Below are 17,094 nucleotides of genomic sequence, written 5' to 3' on the forward strand. Positions count from 1 at the left end.
GTTACCGGATCACCCCTTCCAGCACGGCGCGGAAACGAGGCTGCAGATGCTGCATCAGCAACGAAGCCACGGCTTTGTCGGTTAGGTCCAGAACAACGCCCTGATCTTCGGCCCGTACTCGGATACCGTCCTGCGCATCGTCCGCAGCATGCAATTCAACCTGTTCGCGCAGCATCTCGGCAGTCAGGCCAAGCACGTATTTCGTCAGCTTTCCGGACTGGATGTCATCGGCGTTTTGCTTGATATCCTCTTGCGTGGCGACCTTTGCGGGCAGGATGACCTGAACCTTGCCCTCGAGGTTGGCGCCCTCAGCCGCGCGCCCGACAACCTCCAGGATCATCTGTTTCAGCAGGTCTGGGTCTGCCATTTCCTTGGTGACGAGGCGCGCCACATCCTCTCGAAACCGATCCGTCAGGCCCGCTTTCATGGTCAGAACTGCGTCCCGCATGGCGGTGTTCAACGCCTCTTCGCCTGCCGCGCGATAGCTGTCGGAGTCGCTGCGGGCTTTTTTCTGGTAGGCATCCGCCTCGCGCTTGGCGTCCGCCAGAATCTTGGCCGCCTCGGCCTTTGCATCCGCCCTCAGCTTTTCGGCATCCGCCTGCCCCGCAGCCACCCCGTCATTGCGCAGTTTGTCGATCAGCGCGTCGACGCCGTGCGAGATCATGCCATCCTGTGCCATCAACTGATCCCCGCGCTGATAACGAGGGCGAAGACGAAGGCGAAGACGCCAAAGCCCTCGATAATAGCCGCCGGAGCCAAGGACAGGCCGAAAATCTCAGGCTTTTCTTTGGTCGCATTAATCGCGGCGGCACAGGCCCGACCCTGCCAGATTCCGCAATACATAAGCGCGATGCCTGACAGGATGCCGATCCCGAACAGCCCACCCGCGTTTTCCGGCGTCACGTCGCGGTTGAGCGTGAACATGATGACGATCCCGTAGATCACCATCGTTGACGGAAAAGCCGAGACACCGACGAACCGGCCATAGCCGCCCTCGGTCTCGGTCATCGCACCAATACTGGCCATGCCCGCAATCGAACAGCCAATCGCACTGGCCGCCGCGCCCAGCGCCATAGGGGCATAGATGCCCAGCCAACCCAATGTCAGAACAAGCTCATTCATTCCTGAACCTCCTTACGGGCGAACGGACGAAAGACAATGCCTTCGTCCGGCAGACCCCATTTAAAGAATTCGATGTAATTGAGACGTAACCCGTGGACGACGCCGCTCATCATGGCGAGCGCGAAGTTCAAGATATGGCCAATGATCAGGATCAGCAGGCCGAACAAAATGCCGGGCCCCTTCAGCGCGTGGATCACCGAGACCGCCAGATCGTTGAATGTGATCGCAAGCGAGGCCGAAGCCAAGCCAAGCGCAAACAGGCGCATGTAGCTGAGGACATCTCCGAATGCGCCCATGGCCCCGGCAAGACCCTGCACACCGTCAATAAGTCGCCAGAGCCAGTCGATTGGTTTTTTGATCTGCCTCTCGCTGGTAAACAGCAGGATCGCCAAAAGACCCGCGCCCAATATCATCGCGCCCGGCGCTGCTGATTGGCCTTTCATGTAGCTGAGCCACAAGACGAACCCGCCGATCAGCGCCGCGATCCAACCAAGATTGGCAACAGCTTTGCGCTGCCCCCATGCCGCACGCGCGGCTAAAGCGTTGGCCAGCACAAGATGCAAGACACCGACAACAATCGAGATCATCATCATTGAGCCGAAATTATTCAGGTCCAGCAATTTGGCCTTTGCCAGAAGGGACCCATCGGGCGGCGCGACCCCGAAATAGCTGCCAACCAGCACGCCATAAATGACTGTCGCCGCCGAAACGATGACGCCGTAGCGCCTCCAGGATTGTTGGCTGACTGTCCCGCCCAAACGCTTCCAGAACAACAACAGGCCCAGCAGAATGACGGCCCCATATCCTGCATCTGCCACGATCATCGCAAAGAAGAACGCGAAAGAGGCAGCGACGATCACGCTCGGGTCCCAGTCCTTGTAGCCCGGCACTTGGTAAAACAGCGCCAAGTCCACAGCAGCGCTGCGCTGTTCCGGCTGCTCCAGCAATGTGGGCGGGGTGTCATCGGCGCCCGGGTCTTCGATCAGAACGGCGGCATCTTTCGCCCCCGCCATCTCCAGAACCGCATCAATCCGATCTTCTGGCACCCAGCCCTGCAAGGCAAACATCGCCTCTTCGTCGCGGACCTTCTGGGTGGCGTGGGCTAGCTCTGCCGCACTTTCCGCTACGGACAGGTTGCGCCGCATCAGCGTCAAGTAGCGGGACTGCGCAACCCGTTCCGCCTCAAGCGCTTCGATCGCGATCTCTGCCTCTTCCAGCTGTGCTTCCAACTCGTGAATCGGCAAAGACCCGGTATGCGTGCGTGGAACCGGCAGGATGTCATCGGCCGGTTCGTCCGGTGCAATCAGGACGGCATAGAGGAAGCGGTGATCCTGTTCGAGAATGGCCCAAGGAAGCGCCAGATTCTCCAACGCGTCCCGATGCTTTAGGGGCAGTTGGTAGAACCACAACCGGTTGCCCGCTAGCACATCGTCGGGCGGGAAATCCAAATCCCCCCAAGGCTGTACCTGAGCAATCCGATGGGCCAGAAAATCCCTTCGGTCTGACATGTCACGCGTACGCTGCATCAGGTCCAGCACGTCTTTGACGAACTGATCCATCTGGAACTCAGGATCGCGTTGTATTTGCCTGCGAGGCTCGGGGACATCAGTTAGAAAACGCAGTGCCTTGTATGCTTCATGCGCGCCCCGTTCGTTGACCTTCTCCGGCTCAGCTGGCGGAGGGGCCAGGGGCAGCACATGCATACAACCAAGCGCCTGCAGCGCCTCAAGCGTTTCGATCTTCTGCGCCGCCCGTCCCACCAAAGACAGCTTTTTGAGCCGTGCAACACTCATGATACGGCCTCCTGCGCATGTTTGCGCTTGGAGATCTTCGAGCGCACGACGGCCTGCATCTGCTCATCACTCAGATAGATGCGGATCTTCTTGATATTGGCCTTGGCGCGCGGGATCAGAACCTTTTCGAACAGATTGACCCGCTGCGTGATCGTGGCGACGGCCTTGTCGAATATCTTCACCCGCTCTTCCGCCACTTTGACCCGCAGACGCGCCTCAATCATGTCGTGCAGCAATTGCGCGGCGGCGTCGACCCAATGGGGCTTGGCCAGCCGTGAGTACGGCCGCACCGAAACCTCGATCCGGTCAAGGGCGGGCATCTTGACGCCCACGACATTCACCTCCTTGACCTTGTAGTCTTTCAGCTCGACCAACCCGTCCAGATCAATACCCTTCTGCGCCAGCATGGGCAGCTTCGCGCCGACCTGTTGCGCCAGATCGCTCACTTCGTCTTCGAGACGCTTTACGTCGTCGCGTGCTTTGGCGCGTTCGGCCATCAATTGCTGGCGCTTCAGGTCCAGCGACGGCAGGAACCGCTCGTAGCTTTTCAGCTGTGTCTGCTCGCGGGCGAGCGACGACTTATTCAGCTGCAACCGCGCCATCACCATCCTTTGGGAAATACTTGTCGATCAGAGCTTGCTTCATCAGCAATTGTTCAGGCGCAAAACATTCGGCCAGTGTTTTCCAACCCAGATCCAGCGCGTCCTCCAACGGGATCGAGACATTGATATCCATGAACCGTTTTCGGAACAGCGCACCGAATTTAAGCAGTTGATGATCGTAGTCCGACAGATCAAAGGCCATCGCCTGTTTCTGCGCCGCATCCCGGCTTTCCGAATAGAAGCGGATCATCGTGTTCATGATCTGCCCGTGATCCTCACGTGTGGTTTTGCCTATGACGTTCTGCTTTAGGCGCGAAAGACTGCCGAATGGGTCAATCACGCCCGAATGCAGGTAGAACTGCCCCTCGGTGATGTAGCCCGTGTTGTCCGGCACAGGGTGGGTCACATCGTTGCCGGGCATCGTCGTGACGGTCAAAACAGTCACCGAGCCCCCTTTGGCATAGTCACAGGCTTTCTCGTAGCGCCGCGCTAGCTGCGAATAGAGATCACCCATATAGCCACGCTGCGAGGGGACGCGTTCCTGACTGATGCCCACCTCTTTCATCGCGTCTGCATAAGCAGTCATGTCGGTCAGCAAAACGAGAACGCGCTTACCCTCTTCCACCGCGAATTTCTCGGCCACGGCCAGCACCATGTCTGGTACCAGAAGGCGTTCCACCAGAGGGTCCATGGCCTGATTGACAAACATCACAGTGCGCGAGAACACCCCTGCATCCTCGAACGAAGTCCGAAACGTGTGATAGTCATCGAAGATCAACCCCAACCCGCCGAAGACCACGATATCCGCGTCCGCCTGTATCCCGATGCGGCTGAGGAAGGCGTTGAACGGTTCGCCCGAGACCGAAAAGATCGGGATCTTCTGACTTTCGACCAGCGTATTGAACACGTCGATCATTGGCACGTCGGTGCGGATCATCTTGTTGGGCACGGCCCGCTCGGCCGGGTTCACAGTTGGCCCGCCTATCTCGATCCGCGGTTCGGCCGACAGGTCAGGGCCGCCGTCTATCGGCTCTCCCGCTCCGTCAAAAACGCGTCCCAGAATATTGGCGGAATACGGCGTCTGCATCGGGTGACCCAGGAAGGTCGCCGTCGCCTCGGTCGAGATGCCCTTGGTGCCCGAGAACACCTGCAGTGTCACCACATCCCGGTCGATAAAGATCGCTTGGGCCAGCGTTTTATGCCCATCGATCGTTTCGATCACCGCCAGATCATTGAACCGAACAGCCGGCGCGCCACCATCGTCAACCGGCACACGAACCTTGATCGTGTCTCCGACAATTTCCAATACACGTGTATACTTCAAAAGACTCTGAGACATCGCCTACCCTAAGTCGCATGTTTAAGAGTTTAAATTCTTTCCACCTTCGTGCTGCCCACCAAAGCATCAGCGCCGGAGGGATTTATATTGATCTGGCAAATCTGGTTGCCGCCAAGTTAATAGACGTTTCCAGCCTAAAGCAATGAAATCGTTTTAATTCAGACTGGATTTTGTCTTTACTCTTCGCTTTCTGGGTCGAGCTGGTGACAACTCTGACGCTGGCTTTGCCTCAGTTCCAGCATCCCCACTGTAGTCCAAAACCCGCACAAGCAGATTGGCCATCTCTTCCAGTTCTTTAGAGGGTGTTCGGACTTCACCTATGATATGTTTGACGAGATCGACGGCTTCAGTGCGCCGCGCTTTGTCCGGCAATAGATAAGGCAACGTTTCGACCGCGCCCTTCGGATCGAAAGTGGCGATCAGAGATTGCTCATGCAGAATACGTTGACGGTTGGTGACCGAAAGGGACTTGAACGGCGCTTCGTGGTGAAAGATGTGCGCCCAACGGTGCAAAATCTCGGCACGAAAGCCTTTGTGACTGTCAGCCAATAGAACCAGTATACGAATGACCGCCTCGGGTAGACCCCCTTGCCGCATATGAGCAAGCACCGCGCCGACCTCGGGCAGATCGCGCAAAGTCGCCGGATCCGGCAGGGTACGGCGAGCTGCATTCCTTTGCCCGAACCAAGAGGCAAACGGCCCGCCCCAAATTGCGTAGAACGACGCCTCATACCAGGCGTCGCGCAAATCTCGGCCAAAATCCATCGACTGCTCAATCCATTCACCGGTGAGTTTCTCCCATTTCAGAAAAGGATTTTCAGCATCGGCAGGGGCGCGCTGCGCTCTGGCATTCTGCGCCAGAGTTTCGATTCCTTTCCCCAAAACTGTGCTCGAAGACATTGCAGCGCGCTGTACACGCAATGGATGTGCATCGCGCAAAGCTTGAGCCATCACCGGTGACGACAGGGCTTGCACCGCCGGGCGACCGAAGGTTTCATAAGCCCCTGCTTGCACTTCGGACATTTGCGCCACTGCGGCAAAGCTGGTTTCATCCTGCCGACCGTCATCCAATGCCGCGACATCCGACAGCGAGCGTTCGACGAAACGAACTTCGAAGGATTTATCGACCCCGTCCCCTTCGATGCTATCAATGACCATCTCATAGAGACCGGGCGCCATTGCCTCGACCGTCTCAAGTGTAGAGGCCAGGCCTGCGTGCTCTTTGCGCGCGACCTTGGAGGAAACAAAGATGCCCAGATGCCCCACTTCTTCATGAAGCATGTAGATTATGCGCTGGCCGCGTACCCGTATCTCTTCTTCGTCGGCATAAGTCTCGGCAATCCAGTTTAACGCCTGTTGAGGCGGCGTGATATTGTCACCATGGCTTGCAAAGACAAAAATCGGCGCTTTGATCGCCTTGAGATCAACGGGAATTCCAGGCTCCAGTTGTGCGGTATTCTTGACCAGCCGGTTTCCAACGAACAGCTGTTCTACAATCCACCGAATTTCGGCCTCGTTCAGAAGAAAGAACCCACCCCACCAGCGCTCAAAATCGACAAAGCGTTGCCGGCCACCTTCGGGATCGCGATACAGATCGAAATATTTTCCATAGTAGTTTCGGCTGGGGTTTAGCTGCTCGAAATTCATCACCAGATTGGCGCCGTCGAACTTGCCATTCCCCAAATCCGACCAGAACATCGGCTGCCAGGTACCGCCAAGCATACCACCATTGTAGCGCATGGGGTTTTCACCAACCTCACCCGACCAAGGTGCAACCGGCGCTCCGTTGAGCACCAAAGGCCCGGTCAGATCAGGGTTGCAGGCCGCCATCAGCAATGTCGCCCAACCGCCTTGGCAGTTTCCTGTCACAACAGGTTGCGGGCTTTTGGGGTGACGCGCGCTGACAGTGCGAACAAATCCAGCCTCGGCATGCATGACGTCGGCTAGTGTCTGACCTTCAACCGGATCACGGCCGAAGCTCACAAAATAGACCGGATGGCCCTTGGCCAGCGCAACACCGACTTGGCTGTCGGACTTGAAACCACCAATACCTCCTCCGTGCCCAGCACGCGGGTCGATGATGATGTAGGGGCGTTTGTGATCGTCTACCTCAATCCCTTGCGGGGGGACAATGCGCAATAGCTGATAGTTGCAGGGCCGGTCGAGTTCCGCCCCGTCAACGATCACTTCGTAGTCATAAGCAAGCACTGGCGGGCAACCGGCCGCTTCATGTTCGATGAAAACATCACCACGCTCACGCAAGGCGTCCATCGTCAAGGCGACGCGCTGACCAGCATCCTTGACGTAGTCCGCCCAAGCCGAGCCAACAGATTTCGTCTGCGTGAATTGCACCGCAAGATCTCGCAGATCGCTTGTCAGGTTCAGAACCCGATCCGAATGGTGTTCAGTTATTTTCTGTGCCTGAATGGTGGCGGCTCGAGACAAAATTTCATACTGAACACCAGATTGATCGAGCACGTTGGAAATCGCGTCAAACAATTTGCTGTTCACGGCCGTTATGTTTTCACCCGTTGCAAGGGTCGATGCCTTTTCATTCGCGAATGAATTCCGAGCCATTGATCTATCCTTCCTCGGACGATGTTGTTTTTACCGTCGATGGGGAGTATGCCCCCGGTCAAATTGAACGCCTCGCTGCTTGCAAGAAACGATGCACAGGTCGACATCTTCGATGGTCGCGAAGTGATGTGTGGGTGCATGCTTTGCTGCAGCGCACCAAAATTGGCTATCCCGGTGACGACGCGGGTTTTCAGAAGGCCTGACGACATCTTCGCTTTGCGACTGCAGCGCGCGTGCATAACCCCACGCGATCGACCGATCGCTCGCTACTCCGATGACGACAGCTTTTGACCTATTCAGGTGGAACATCGTGGCGCCTCGATTTCTGCAGTGCAGCATACCACTTCTCAATCGATTCGAAACATTTGAATGGTCAGACTACCTCGCCAACGCTGCGTCAAAGTCGTTCTGTAGCAAGGTTGTGGCACATTAGACTCCGCAACAATCTCTGACGACACGCGACCGATCCATTAGAATGGACAACGCTTAAAGCTGACCACAATACGCCAATCCAGGACCGCCCCTACCGGAGCAGACGGCATTCATACGCATCAAATGTGGGCGTCAATTGTCGGAAGCTTCGCAACTGACCTCACAAAAAACACATCTGCCCTAGAGGCCAAACAACACCTCATTCGCGACTTTTCCGAGCATGAGGGAACAAGCAACCAATTGTTCCTCGGAAACGTACTCATCAGGCTTGTGGCCTTGTTCCGCCATAGACCCTGGGCCGCACACCACTGTCGCGATGCCGAGGTCTGACAGAACGCCAGCCTCAGTTCCGAATGCAACGTGGGTTGTGTCGCCGCCGCCAGAGGATTTGACCAGTGAGACCACCGGTTCAGAGCTGGCGACTGACAGCCCCGGGTATCCCGCCAGCAACCGGAGCGAGATTTGGGCAGCCGGCGGAAACTTGGCCAAAACCGCGTCTGCTGCCTGCTGAAGCTCGGCTTCGATCTCGTCGGGGTCATCTTCCGCCAGATGCCGGAACTCAAACGCAAGCGTCGCCTTGTCGGGCACAAGGTTGAGCGCTGTGCCGCCGGACAGCTGGCCAACATGGAAGGTCGTATAAGGAACATCGTAGGCGTCGTTGCGGATCCCGGTTTGTTGGACCTTCTGTTGCATCTGGCGCAATTCTCCGACGAAATCGACAGCAACGTGGAGCGCGTTCACAAACAGCGGTGCGAGCGCGGAGTGTCCGGCCTCTCCTCTGATGTCAGCGCGGTAGGCACGCTTGCCTTTGTGACCAATGGCGACCTGCATCTCGGTCGGCTCGCCCACAATGGCCAGTCTGGGACGTCCCAACAAAGAAGATAGCTGCTTTTTCATGCGTGAAATCCCGACGCAGCCGATCTCTTCGTCGTAAGACACCAAGAGCTTTAGGGGCGTTTTCAGCTCCCGACCGTGCACGGAATCGGCGAGGGCCAGCATCTCAGCCAAAAAGCCTTTCATGTCGGTCGTTCCACGTCCGAACAACCGGTCGCCCTGACGGGTGAGTTTGAAGGGGCTTACGCTCCAATCCTGCCCCTCAACCGGCACCACGTCAGAATGCGCAGAGAGCAACAGCCCGCCTTCAACAGATGGCCCGATTTCTGCAAAAAGCCCTGCCTTAGGTTCGTCAGGATCTGTGATGCGCTGCACCCGAAAGCCGCGATTGCGCAGAAAGTCTTCGATATAGGCGATCATATCGAGGTTGGATCGTGCGCTGACGGTTTCAAAGGCGACCAGCCGCTCCAGAACCTCTAGCGAGACACTCATGAAAGCGCTTCTCCTCCGATTGCGCGGAAGGCGCCCGCGCGGGCTTGAGCCTGCGCATAGTCTATGAACGCAGACACCGTACGCGACTTTTCCGCACCGTGGGTGGTCAAAAGGCCCATTCTCAAGGACCGAACCGGTCCTGTAATCGGCACGCAAACAAGCGGGTTGCCGTCCGGTGATGTATTGCTTTGTGGGCGCACATTGGCGATGGAATAGCCAAAGGCGTTCCCAACCATCGAACGCATCACGGCCATGTCTCGCGTCAGCTCCACGATACGAGGCTGGCGCGAAGATGCGGTAAACAGCGACAGGAAGTAGTCGGTACTGATCGGCAAATCGAGAAGGATCATTGGCAGGTCCGCCAGGTCATCAATCGATACGGATGTCCGCGTCGCTAGCTCGTGCCCAGCATGCAACAAAGCAAATGGGTTCAGGCGCACCAACCCGATGAAATTCAGGTCGGTTGGAATATCCATGTCATAGGTCAGTGCAATGTCGATCTCGGACCGTTGCAACGCATTGAATATTTCTGCCTGGTTCAGTTCTTTCTGGGCGATCCTGACATCTGGAAATCCGGTTTCAAACCCGCGCCGCAAGCGCGGTAAGACAAGTTGCGCGAAGGTCAACAGGCAGCCCACTGCGAGAGGGCCGCGCGCCGTACCTGAAATATCGGCGGCAATGTTTGCGATCTCTCTCGCGTCGTTCAGGACCTGGCGGGCTTTTTCAAGCACCCTTTGCCCACCTTGTGTCAGTGACAGGCCCTGCGCGTGTTGCCGCACAAACAGCGAAATCGCCAACTCTTCTTCAAGCTGGGTGATGGCAGATGAGATCGACGGCGACGAGACGTTCAACCGGTCTGCGGCCCGCGCTATACTGCCTGTTTCGCCAACCGCAACGAGGTACTCCAACTGCCGGAGGGTCAGACGCGGCACGCAGACGCTCCTATTTTAGAGATGTTGTCAGAGGTCTTAGCGACTCGCATAGTCTCAGGCCAGATCAGGGGCACTATCCTGTTGGGCCAGCCATGTTTGGAAATCGCGGATCGTGCCTTCATAGTCATCCCCTGCCAGCGGCCCTTCGATCGCGTGGGCAGAATGCAGCGCGACCTGCATGCGCTCAAGCTTTTCGCGATCCTCGCGGTTGACCTCTTCCCAGAGCGCGATTCGCCCCTGGATCGTGTCGTGATCGAGGTTATCGCGATAGACGGACATCGTCCATTTGACGCGGATCAGGTTCGCGTTGATCGGGAAAATAGACAACGATACGAGCAGGCTGGCGGCTTGGCTGGCCACCTGCGTGGGAAACTTCGCAAAGAGGGACGACCGTTTTCGTTCTGCCTCGCTCAGGCCCGCTGCGCCGTCTCCGCGCGGCGTGATATTATCAGGGTAATTGGCAGCGTAGGAGGTGTAGCCATCCCCGCTGACCAGCTTGCGAGACAGCCCCGACGGGGTGTAGCCGTGAAGGGTTTGCGGATGGACCACACTCAGGTGGTAGCCTTCCATGAAGTTCTCGACCAGGCATTTCCAGTTGGTCTGCCAGTTCTCTTCAGCCACATGCACAAGGCGGAAATCCTCAGTCTCATAGGGCGCCAGCATGGCATCAAGCTCGGGATGTTCAAACGGCGGGGCGTTCGGCGTCAGATTCACGTAAATAAACCCGTTCCAAAGCTGCACCTGGTGTTCCGGCAGCCTGCAGGATTTAGGGTCAAAGCCCGCATTCTCCATTCGCGGCGCACGTAGCAAGGCACCGTCGCGCCCATAGGCCCAAGCGTGATACGAGCAAACAAACCGCTTTGTATTACCGCTTCCTTCTGCCAGTGGCATTCCGCGATGCCGACACACATTCGCAAGGGCACGGATTTCACCCTCATCGCCGCGCACGACGAGCAAGGGTTCATTCAGAAGCTGGACGGTAAAGAAATCACCGGGTTCCGGGATTTCGTCGACCCGACCCAAACAGTGCCACCCGCTGCGCAGCACAGTCTGCGCCTCGTGGTCGAATTGCTCCTGTGAGGTATAGAACGCGCCGGGCATACCCATCGGGCGATCCGCGGGCAAGGCGGCCAAGTCTTGAAGTTTCGTTCGCAAATGGGTCATCCCGGCCTCCCTTGTTGTTATGTCTTACGCGTCCCCTGGCACGCCATAGGAGGGCGCGGCGGAGGGATCGAGTGCGCGGCGCACGTAATCGTCCAGTTGTGGTTTGTAGACGTCCCAGGCGGTTGCAACCGCTTCAATGGGGCAATCCTCGGTCCAGTCGCAGCGCAGGTCGGCCACGGGCCAGCTGACTTTGTCGACCAACATCAGACCCGCGGAATGCACGGGCCCGGCCTCGCCCCCGGCAACAAGCCCAGCGCGCAGTGCAGCAATCAGCCGGTCACCCAAGTGACCTGTCGCATCTTCGAATGCGGACACGATGGCAGCGGGCACACCGTCATGGGCCAGAAGATTGCCCCCCGATGCAACATCCCTGCCCTGCGCCTCGTTCCAGTTGCCCAGCACGTTTTGGCCGGAGTGGATGGCTGTGGTTCCGATTCCGTCAATTGCCAGAAGCTGCCTGTACGCGATGTGCGCGGCCTCACCAGTGATTTGGCTCACCGCCACCTCAGCCGAGGCGCCCTGTTCCATCAGATCGAGCGTCTTTGGGCCAAGGCTCGGATCGGTGACATTCTGGCTCGCCACCGCGCCAACGCCTGCACGGGCATAGGCGCAACGAGCTGCTACCGCCGGAGAAGAAGACGAGATCGCCATGCCAAACATGCCGGTCTGTGCGCAGCGGGCCACAAGAGAGAAAGTCACGGGGCTAGTCCGGGATCACGGCGGTGGCGTCAATCTCCACCAGCCATTCGGGCCGTGCCAGAGCCTGCACCACAAGCCCGGTCGAAACAGGATGCACGCCTTTGATGTATTCGCCCATGGTCCGATACACAGCCTCACGGTGGCGGACATCGGTGATATATACGACCACCTTGACGAGATGCTCCATTTCGCCGCCTGCTTCTTCGATCAATTGCTTGATGTTCTGCATCACCTTGTGGGTCTGCTCTGCCGGGTCGTGGCTGTCGATGTTCTTGGCATCGTCTAGGTTCTGCGGGCACTGCCCGCGCATCCAGACAGTACTCCCGCCGCGTGTGACGACGGCTTGGCACAGGTCATTATCGAGCGACTGTTCGGGGTAGGTATCGCCGGTATTGAAAGGGCGGATGCGGGTGTGAGCCATATTTAGGACGCGCCTCCTGCGTCGATCTTTGCCATCAGATACTGCGCAAAGTCATAGTTCGGGCGTTCCAGATGGCTCAGGTGCCCAGGCGTTGCTGCTTCTGAACAAAGACCCCGAAACACTTTTTCGGTACAGCCGCGATCTTCGACATTCACGTCATCCAGAAGCGCCTTGAGCGCGGTGAAATTGTCTTGCGCATCCGGGTCATCCGCAAAGTCATTCGACATGCCACCGCCAAAGCGGATATGCACCTGACCCGGCCCTTTGGGATGCAAGGACAGATACCAGAAATACCCTGGCGTCAGCGTGATCATAAGGCTTGGATAAAGCGCCAGAAGAAAGGTCGTGCGGCGTTCATCGCCTTTCAGCCGATCATTGCTGGGGTGCGCCATGGCAATGCGCAGGGATTCATCCTTCAGAATCGTGTGGTAGTTGAAGGCCGCGCTACCGGGCGGGCAAATCATATCCTCCAGCCGCGACAAGCCACCAATCGTGCCCGCGTGGCACACCGGCAAATGGTAGCTTTCCATGAAATTCTCGGCCAACACCTTCCAGTTAGTATCCCAGACATGTTCTTCGTAGAACGCCTCAGAATAGTTGGCCATATTATAGCCTTCGATCATTGTCGCCACTTCGGACAGTTGCTCGGCCACGGGGGCCGCATTTGGATCAAGGCAGACAAAGACCCAGCCTAGCCATTCTTCGCAGCGGACCTGAGGCAACGCGTAGTTTTCTTTGCAAAACCCCTCGTTCTGCTTCATCGCGGGCGCACCGCGCAGCTTGCCGTCGAGGCTATAGGTCCAGGCGTGATAGGGGCAGACGATCGTCTTGGCATTCCCGCGCCCATGCAAAAGCGTTGACATGCGGTGCAGGCACACATTGCTCATCGCGCGCAGATCGCCGTCTCTGTCACGCAATACAACGATTGGCTGCCCTGCCAGTTCGCAAGCCACATAGTCCCCGACAGACGACAAGGCGTCGGCCCGGCCCACACAGTACCAGTCCTTGCGGAAGATGTGCTCAAGCTCTGCATCGACAAAGCTCTGCTCGGTATAGACCTCGGTCGGCATGGCCCGCGCACGTTCAAAAGGGACCGAGGTATTCGCGCGCAGAGCGGCGATAGGATCAACGTGGTCTTTGGGCATGAACGAACCTCTTTGCCTGAGTCGCGGGCGGCCACCGCATTCACATACTGAGACGGCTTTTGCCGGAAACAAACCAAAAGTCTATCTTACCGGTGATTAGGTAAAATCTAATCGACATAAGATGATACAAAATTAGGGTTGCACAAGCAAAAGAAGCAGCCGGGCCAACAGATACCCAGCACGGCAAAAAAGGTGACGCGATGGAAAATTTCGACACGGTGGTGATTGGCGCAGGTCAGGCGGGCATTGCCACAAGCGAGCATCTCCGTGCCCAAGGCATAGACCACGTCCTCTTGGAGCGCGGCCGCATTGCCGAACGTTGGCGATCCGAGCGGTGGGATTCACTCGTTGCAAATGGTCCGGCATGGCATGATCGCTTCCCGGGCCTCGAGTTTTCCGGCGACCGCGACGCGTTTCCGCGCAAGGAATGCGTGGCCAAGTATTTTGAAGACTATGCCAAAATGATCGACGCGCCCGTGCGCACAGGCGTCACGGTGACGCGTGCGCGCCCGCATGAAAACCGCGCGGGTTTTTTGATCGAAACGTCGCAAGGTCCCATAGAAGCGCGCCACCTCGTCTGTGCCACAGGGCCGTTTCAGAAACCGGCGATTCCGCCGATCATCCCCGAATCCTCTGACGTTCTGCAGATGCATTCCACCGCGTATCGCAATCCCCAGGCTTTGCCTGAGGGCGCCGTTCTGGTCATCGGCGGTGGTTCCTCCGGATCGCAGATCGCGGCCGAATTGCATGATGCTGGGCGCGAGGTTTTCTTCTCCATTGGCCCCCATGACCGACCACCGCGTCGCTATCGAGGGCGCGACAACGTCTGGTGGCTGGGCGTTCTCGGCATTTGGAATTTGGATACACCGGCGCCCGGCACCGAACATGTCACAATCGCAGTCAGTGGCGCGCATGGCGGCAAAACTGTAGATTTCAGGAAACTTGCCCAGCGCGGCATCACTTTGCTGGGGATGTCGTCGGGATATGAAAACGGCGTCCTCCACATCTCTGATGACCTAAAAGCCAATCTGGATGCGGGCGACGCAAACATGTTGTCCTTGCTCGAAGCCGCCGACGCCTATGTTGCACGCACTGGCATGGACCTGCCAGAAGAGCCCGAGGCCTGGGTCATAGCGGACGATCCCGCCTGTGTGTCAGACCCAATTCGCGAGCTGGACCTTGAGCGCAACAATATCCGCACCGTGATTTGGGCAACAGGGTTCCAGTTTGACTATGACTGGCTGCAGGCAGACACGCTGGACGACCGGGGCAGACCGATCCATCAACGCGGTGTCTCTCCGGTGCCGGGTCTCTATTTCGTCGGGCTGCCGTGGCAATCGCGCCGTGGGTCCTCGTTTATCTGGGGCGTGTGGCACGATGCAAAGTTCATCGCGGACCAGATCTCTATTCAGGAAAACTATCTGGCCTATGCACCAAACTCTCCTTGAGAGGTGTCGTTCTGCAAAAGAGAACCAGGCCGTTCGCATGAGCGGCCTGATCTGACTGGCTCAGTTTTAATTTGAAGTCGAAAGTCTGCTGAAATGTTGAAACCGAATGAATCTGGGCGTGCACTTATCTAAGCGTATCGCCCCACGCGGCCCCCTCAGATGCAACGGGCCGATCAACTTCGAGTACAGTTTCCAACCTCATTCAAAACGGTAGAACCTCTTTGCAGTGTCGTGGAACACGCTGTTCTGATGCTGGTCAGGGATCAGTTCTTGAAGGCGCGAAACCAGCTCAAGGTAAGTCGAAGAAAGACTGTCGACCGGAAAGTTCGATCCGAACATGCAACGATCTGCGCCGAATTGCGACAAGCAGGTAGAAACGATTGGCGCGACGCTTTGGGCGCTCCAATTGTGATCAAACATGCCAAGCCCAGAGAGTTTGCAATGGACGTGCGGCAGTTTGGATAGGGAACTAAGCGCCTCTCGCCAGTGACTTAGTCCCTCAGCACTGCGGTCATGTGGTGAGCCAGCATGGCAAAGAGCGACAGGCGTACCTTGTGCCTGAGAAAGCGCTTCGGCAGTTTGCTCCATCAATTCGGGAAGCAATTGCAGGTCAAAGGAAAGGCCTCGCTCGCCCACAGTTTTCAACCCTATCCGGAAATCCGGGTTTTCAAGCAATCTGTTTGTACCGGTCTTGGCATCTTCGCCGCGCGCGCGCCCAACGATCTGACGAACACCCCGAACCGAGGGTAGCGATTGAAAGCGGTCCAGCTGGTACTCTAGATCGTTGGCCGTCAGATCGCAAAATACGACCTGAACCAGCGGCCAGTCAGGATATTGATCGGCCACGGATTGCACCCACTGCGCCTCGGCCCAGGGATCGGCGGCGCCGACCTGGATATGGACCGAAGCCGAGAAGCCCTGTGCCGACGCATCCGCGCGATACTCTGGTAATAAATAGTCACGCTGGATCGGCGTGGGGTCGCCAAAGAACCGAACGGCGCCCTTTTCCATCAACCAAGGATACTCGACCGCGTTCAGATCCCACAGATGGTGATGTGCGTCTATCTTCATGGTGTTTCGATCCCAGCAGTGCGACCCAATACGTCGACGCCCTGTTGTTTCCAGAAATGCAGCAGGTCTATGAAAATCCAGTTTTCGGCCAGTTTGTCCTCGGCACGGCGATAAATGTCGATCACCCTGAACTCACCCGGTTTGCCAGTGGCCGGCATACCCATGAACCCTCCTGAGGGCGTTGCGGTGAAGTTAGGCCAGCCAAAGAAGCCGCCATAATGCCCTTCGGCCAGGCGGCAGATATGCTTGGTCTTTGACCGGTCTTTGAAACCCGCACGGAACGGTCCCGAGTGTTGCTTGGCATAGCGTTCGATCGTGTAGGTCGCGCCTATCCCCTCGGGCCCCCACCAGATCATGTCTTGATGCCAGGTTCTGGCCAACTCTTCCTCAAGCGGTAACCCGCCTTGCCACTGGCCAAGGTCCGAGATCATCGCATTGATCAATGCCAGTGTTTTCTCACCCTCTGCAACCGGCTGTTCCGTGAGCAGCAGGCCGTCATGTGGCATTGGGCCGGGTTGCACCAGATGCGCCGCTGTTTGCGGAGGAAACGGGTTCTGGCCGGCTTGTACCATCAGGTGCGGTATGTCGAAATACATCGCCGTTTCCGTGATCTTGCCATCGGCGACCTTGTAGAAGGCGCAATAGCGCAGAAACGCCATCTTTCCGGTCGGTCGGATGCCAAGCCAGGGATGGTCGAACAGGCCCATCAAATGCCCCATAGTGACGACCCACACATCTGATTCATCACGCAGCGAATTCTGCCCGGCGAACATGATATCCACCCGATTTTGCAATCGTGTCAGACTGGATTTCAGGGGCATCCAGAATTGCTGGGCCACCTGTTCAGCATCATTGATTAAGTTGAATGGGTGAAAGCCGCGCCAAACTGAATCAGGCGTACAGAAACGGCTCATGACGTTGGGAACGTCTTGGGGCGTCGCTGAATCCAATGCGGAATGAAAGTCAGAGATAACTTTTTTCTCTTTCTGGAAGGTCACGGTATTTTCCATTTGTGTCAGGGTG

The 17,094-nt window shown here is 57.3% G+C and carries 15 protein-coding genes; 1 reads left to right on the top strand and 14 read right to left on the bottom strand.

Translation table 11 applies throughout. The features are described 5' to 3' along the window. Nucleotide 1: 1 nt before the first annotated feature. The 12 genes from ACR0AI_RS13690 to ACR0AI_RS13745 all read right to left on the bottom strand — a co-directional run bounded on the left by ACR0AI_RS13690 (nt 2) and on the right by ACR0AI_RS13745 (nt 13,552). A complete protein-coding gene (locus ACR0AI_RS13690; protein ID WP_170702247.1) occupies nt 2-679 on the bottom strand; it encodes a hypothetical protein in 678 nt (225 codons plus the stop codon). Further along, the gene (locus ACR0AI_RS13695) at nt 679-1,122 is read right to left on the bottom strand and encodes an ATP synthase subunit C (protein WP_170324458.1); all 444 of its coding nucleotides are present in this window, start codon (nt 1,120-1,122) and stop codon (nt 679-681) included. The genes ACR0AI_RS13690 and ACR0AI_RS13695 overlap by 1 nt, the downstream gene beginning before the upstream one ends. Further along, nucleotides 1,119-2,915, bottom strand: coding sequence for a V-type ATP synthase subunit I (locus ACR0AI_RS13700; RefSeq protein WP_480674781.1), 1,797 nt, complete (start codon nt 2,913-2,915; stop codon nt 1,119-1,121). Before ACR0AI_RS13700 ends, ACR0AI_RS13695 begins: the two co-directional genes overlap by 4 nt. Further along, nucleotides 2,912-3,517: a V-type ATP synthase subunit D gene (locus tag ACR0AI_RS13705; RefSeq protein WP_480674783.1), complete on the bottom strand. Its 606-nt coding sequence runs from the start codon at nt 3,515-3,517 to the stop codon at nt 2,912-2,914. Before ACR0AI_RS13705 ends, ACR0AI_RS13700 begins: the two co-directional genes overlap by 4 nt. After that, a complete protein-coding gene (locus tag ACR0AI_RS13710; protein ID WP_170641218.1) occupies nt 3,495-4,856 on the bottom strand; it encodes a V-type ATP synthase subunit B in 1,362 nt (453 codons plus the stop codon). Before ACR0AI_RS13710 ends, ACR0AI_RS13705 begins: the two co-directional genes overlap by 23 nt. Before the next feature lie 153 nt (nt 4,857-5,009). Then, entirely contained in the window at nt 5,010-7,433 is a 2,424-nt protein-coding gene (locus ACR0AI_RS13715; protein WP_480674786.1) for a DUF3141 domain-containing protein, read from the bottom strand. Nucleotides 7,434-8,045: 612 nt separating this feature from the next. Beyond that, nucleotides 8,046-9,191, bottom strand: coding sequence for an acetylornithine deacetylase (gene argE / locus ACR0AI_RS13720; RefSeq protein WP_480674788.1), 1,146 nt, complete (start codon nt 9,189-9,191; stop codon nt 8,046-8,048). Next, entirely contained in the window at nt 9,188-10,123 is a 936-nt protein-coding gene (locus tag ACR0AI_RS13725; protein ID WP_170556001.1) for a LysR family transcriptional regulator, read from the bottom strand. The genes argE and ACR0AI_RS13725 overlap by 4 nt, the downstream gene beginning before the upstream one ends. Nucleotides 10,124-10,177: 54 nt before the next feature. Then, nucleotides 10,178-11,287, bottom strand: a complete 1,110-nt coding sequence (locus ACR0AI_RS13730) for a Rieske 2Fe-2S domain-containing protein (RefSeq protein ID WP_170768233.1) — start codon at nt 11,285-11,287, stop codon at nt 10,178-10,180. A 24-nt stretch (nt 11,288-11,311) separates the two neighbouring features. Next, on the bottom strand, nt 11,312-11,986 hold the full coding sequence (locus tag ACR0AI_RS13735; protein ID WP_480674790.1) for a DUF1028 domain-containing protein: 675 nt from the start codon (nt 11,984-11,986) through the stop codon (nt 11,312-11,314). Between the two features lie 4 nt (nt 11,987-11,990). Next, the gene (locus ACR0AI_RS13740) at nt 11,991-12,407 is read right to left on the bottom strand and encodes a RidA family protein (protein ID WP_170473868.1); all 417 of its coding nucleotides are present in this window, start codon (nt 12,405-12,407) and stop codon (nt 11,991-11,993) included. Between the two features lie 2 nt (nt 12,408-12,409). After that, nucleotides 12,410-13,552 (bottom strand): aromatic ring-hydroxylating oxygenase subunit alpha, encoded by a 1,143-nt coding sequence (locus ACR0AI_RS13745; RefSeq protein WP_480674792.1) that lies wholly within the window; start codon nt 13,550-13,552, stop codon nt 12,410-12,412. Between the two features lie 200 nt (nt 13,553-13,752). On the opposite strand from ACR0AI_RS13745, the gene ACR0AI_RS13750 reads away from it, so the two are divergent. Then, a complete protein-coding gene (locus ACR0AI_RS13750; protein WP_480674794.1) occupies nt 13,753-15,000 on the top strand; it encodes a flavin-containing monooxygenase in 1,248 nt (415 codons plus the stop codon). A gap of 198 nt (nt 15,001-15,198) precedes the next feature. On the opposite strand, the gene ACR0AI_RS13755 is transcribed toward ACR0AI_RS13750, so the two are convergent. Further along, on the bottom strand, nt 15,199-16,071 hold the full coding sequence (locus ACR0AI_RS13755) for an amidohydrolase family protein (protein WP_480674796.1): 873 nt from the start codon (nt 16,069-16,071) through the stop codon (nt 15,199-15,201). Further along, nucleotides 16,068-17,081 (bottom strand): nuclear transport factor 2 family protein, encoded by a 1,014-nt coding sequence (locus ACR0AI_RS13760; protein ID WP_480674798.1) that lies wholly within the window; start codon nt 17,079-17,081, stop codon nt 16,068-16,070. Before ACR0AI_RS13760 ends, ACR0AI_RS13755 begins: the two co-directional genes overlap by 4 nt. Between the last annotated feature and the right edge of the window lie 13 nt (nt 17,082-17,094).

Source organism: Ruegeria sp. BG3 (assembly GCF_056538485.1).

Bases quoted from the DNA above. Each gene is read 5' to 3' on its own strand.
- ACR0AI_RS13730 (WP_170768233.1), bottom strand. From the start codon at position 11,287: ATGACCCATTTGCGAACGAAACTTCAAGACTTGGCCGCCTTGCCCGCG.
- argE (WP_480674788.1), bottom strand. From the start codon at position 9,191: ATGAGTGTCTCGCTAGAGGTTCTGGAGCGGCTGGTCGCCTTTGAAACC.
- ACR0AI_RS13705 (WP_480674783.1), bottom strand. From the start codon at position 3,517: ATGGCGCGGTTGCAGCTGAATAAGTCGTCGCTCGCCCGCGAGCAGACA.
- ACR0AI_RS13700 (WP_480674781.1), bottom strand. From the start codon at position 2,915: ATGAGTGTTGCACGGCTCAAAAAGCTGTCTTTGGTGGGACGGGCGGCG.
- ACR0AI_RS13745 (WP_480674792.1), bottom strand. From the start codon at position 13,552: ATGCCCAAAGACCACGTTGATCCTATCGCCGCTCTGCGCGCGAATACC.
- ACR0AI_RS13695 (WP_170324458.1), bottom strand. From the start codon at position 1,122: ATGAATGAGCTTGTTCTGACATTGGGTTGGCTGGGCATCTATGCCCCT.
- ACR0AI_RS13740 (WP_170473868.1), bottom strand. From the start codon at position 12,407: ATGGCTCACACCCGCATCCGCCCTTTCAATACCGGCGATACCTACCCC.
- ACR0AI_RS13760 (WP_480674798.1), bottom strand. From the start codon at position 17,081: ATGGAAAATACCGTGACCTTCCAGAAAGAGAAAAAAGTTATCTCTGAC.
- ACR0AI_RS13715 (WP_480674786.1), bottom strand. From the start codon at position 7,433: ATGGCTCGGAATTCATTCGCGAATGAAAAGGCATCGACCCTTGCAACG.
- ACR0AI_RS13750 (WP_480674794.1), top strand. From the start codon at position 13,753: ATGGAAAATTTCGACACGGTGGTGATTGGCGCAGGTCAGGCGGGCATT.
- ACR0AI_RS13710 (WP_170641218.1), bottom strand. From the start codon at position 4,856: ATGTCTCAGAGTCTTTTGAAGTATACACGTGTATTGGAAATTGTCGGA.
- ACR0AI_RS13755 (WP_480674796.1), bottom strand. From the start codon at position 16,071: ATGAAGATAGACGCACATCACCATCTGTGGGATCTGAACGCGGTCGAG.
- ACR0AI_RS13690 (WP_170702247.1), bottom strand. From the start codon at position 679: ATGGCACAGGATGGCATGATCTCGCACGGCGTCGACGCGCTGATCGAC.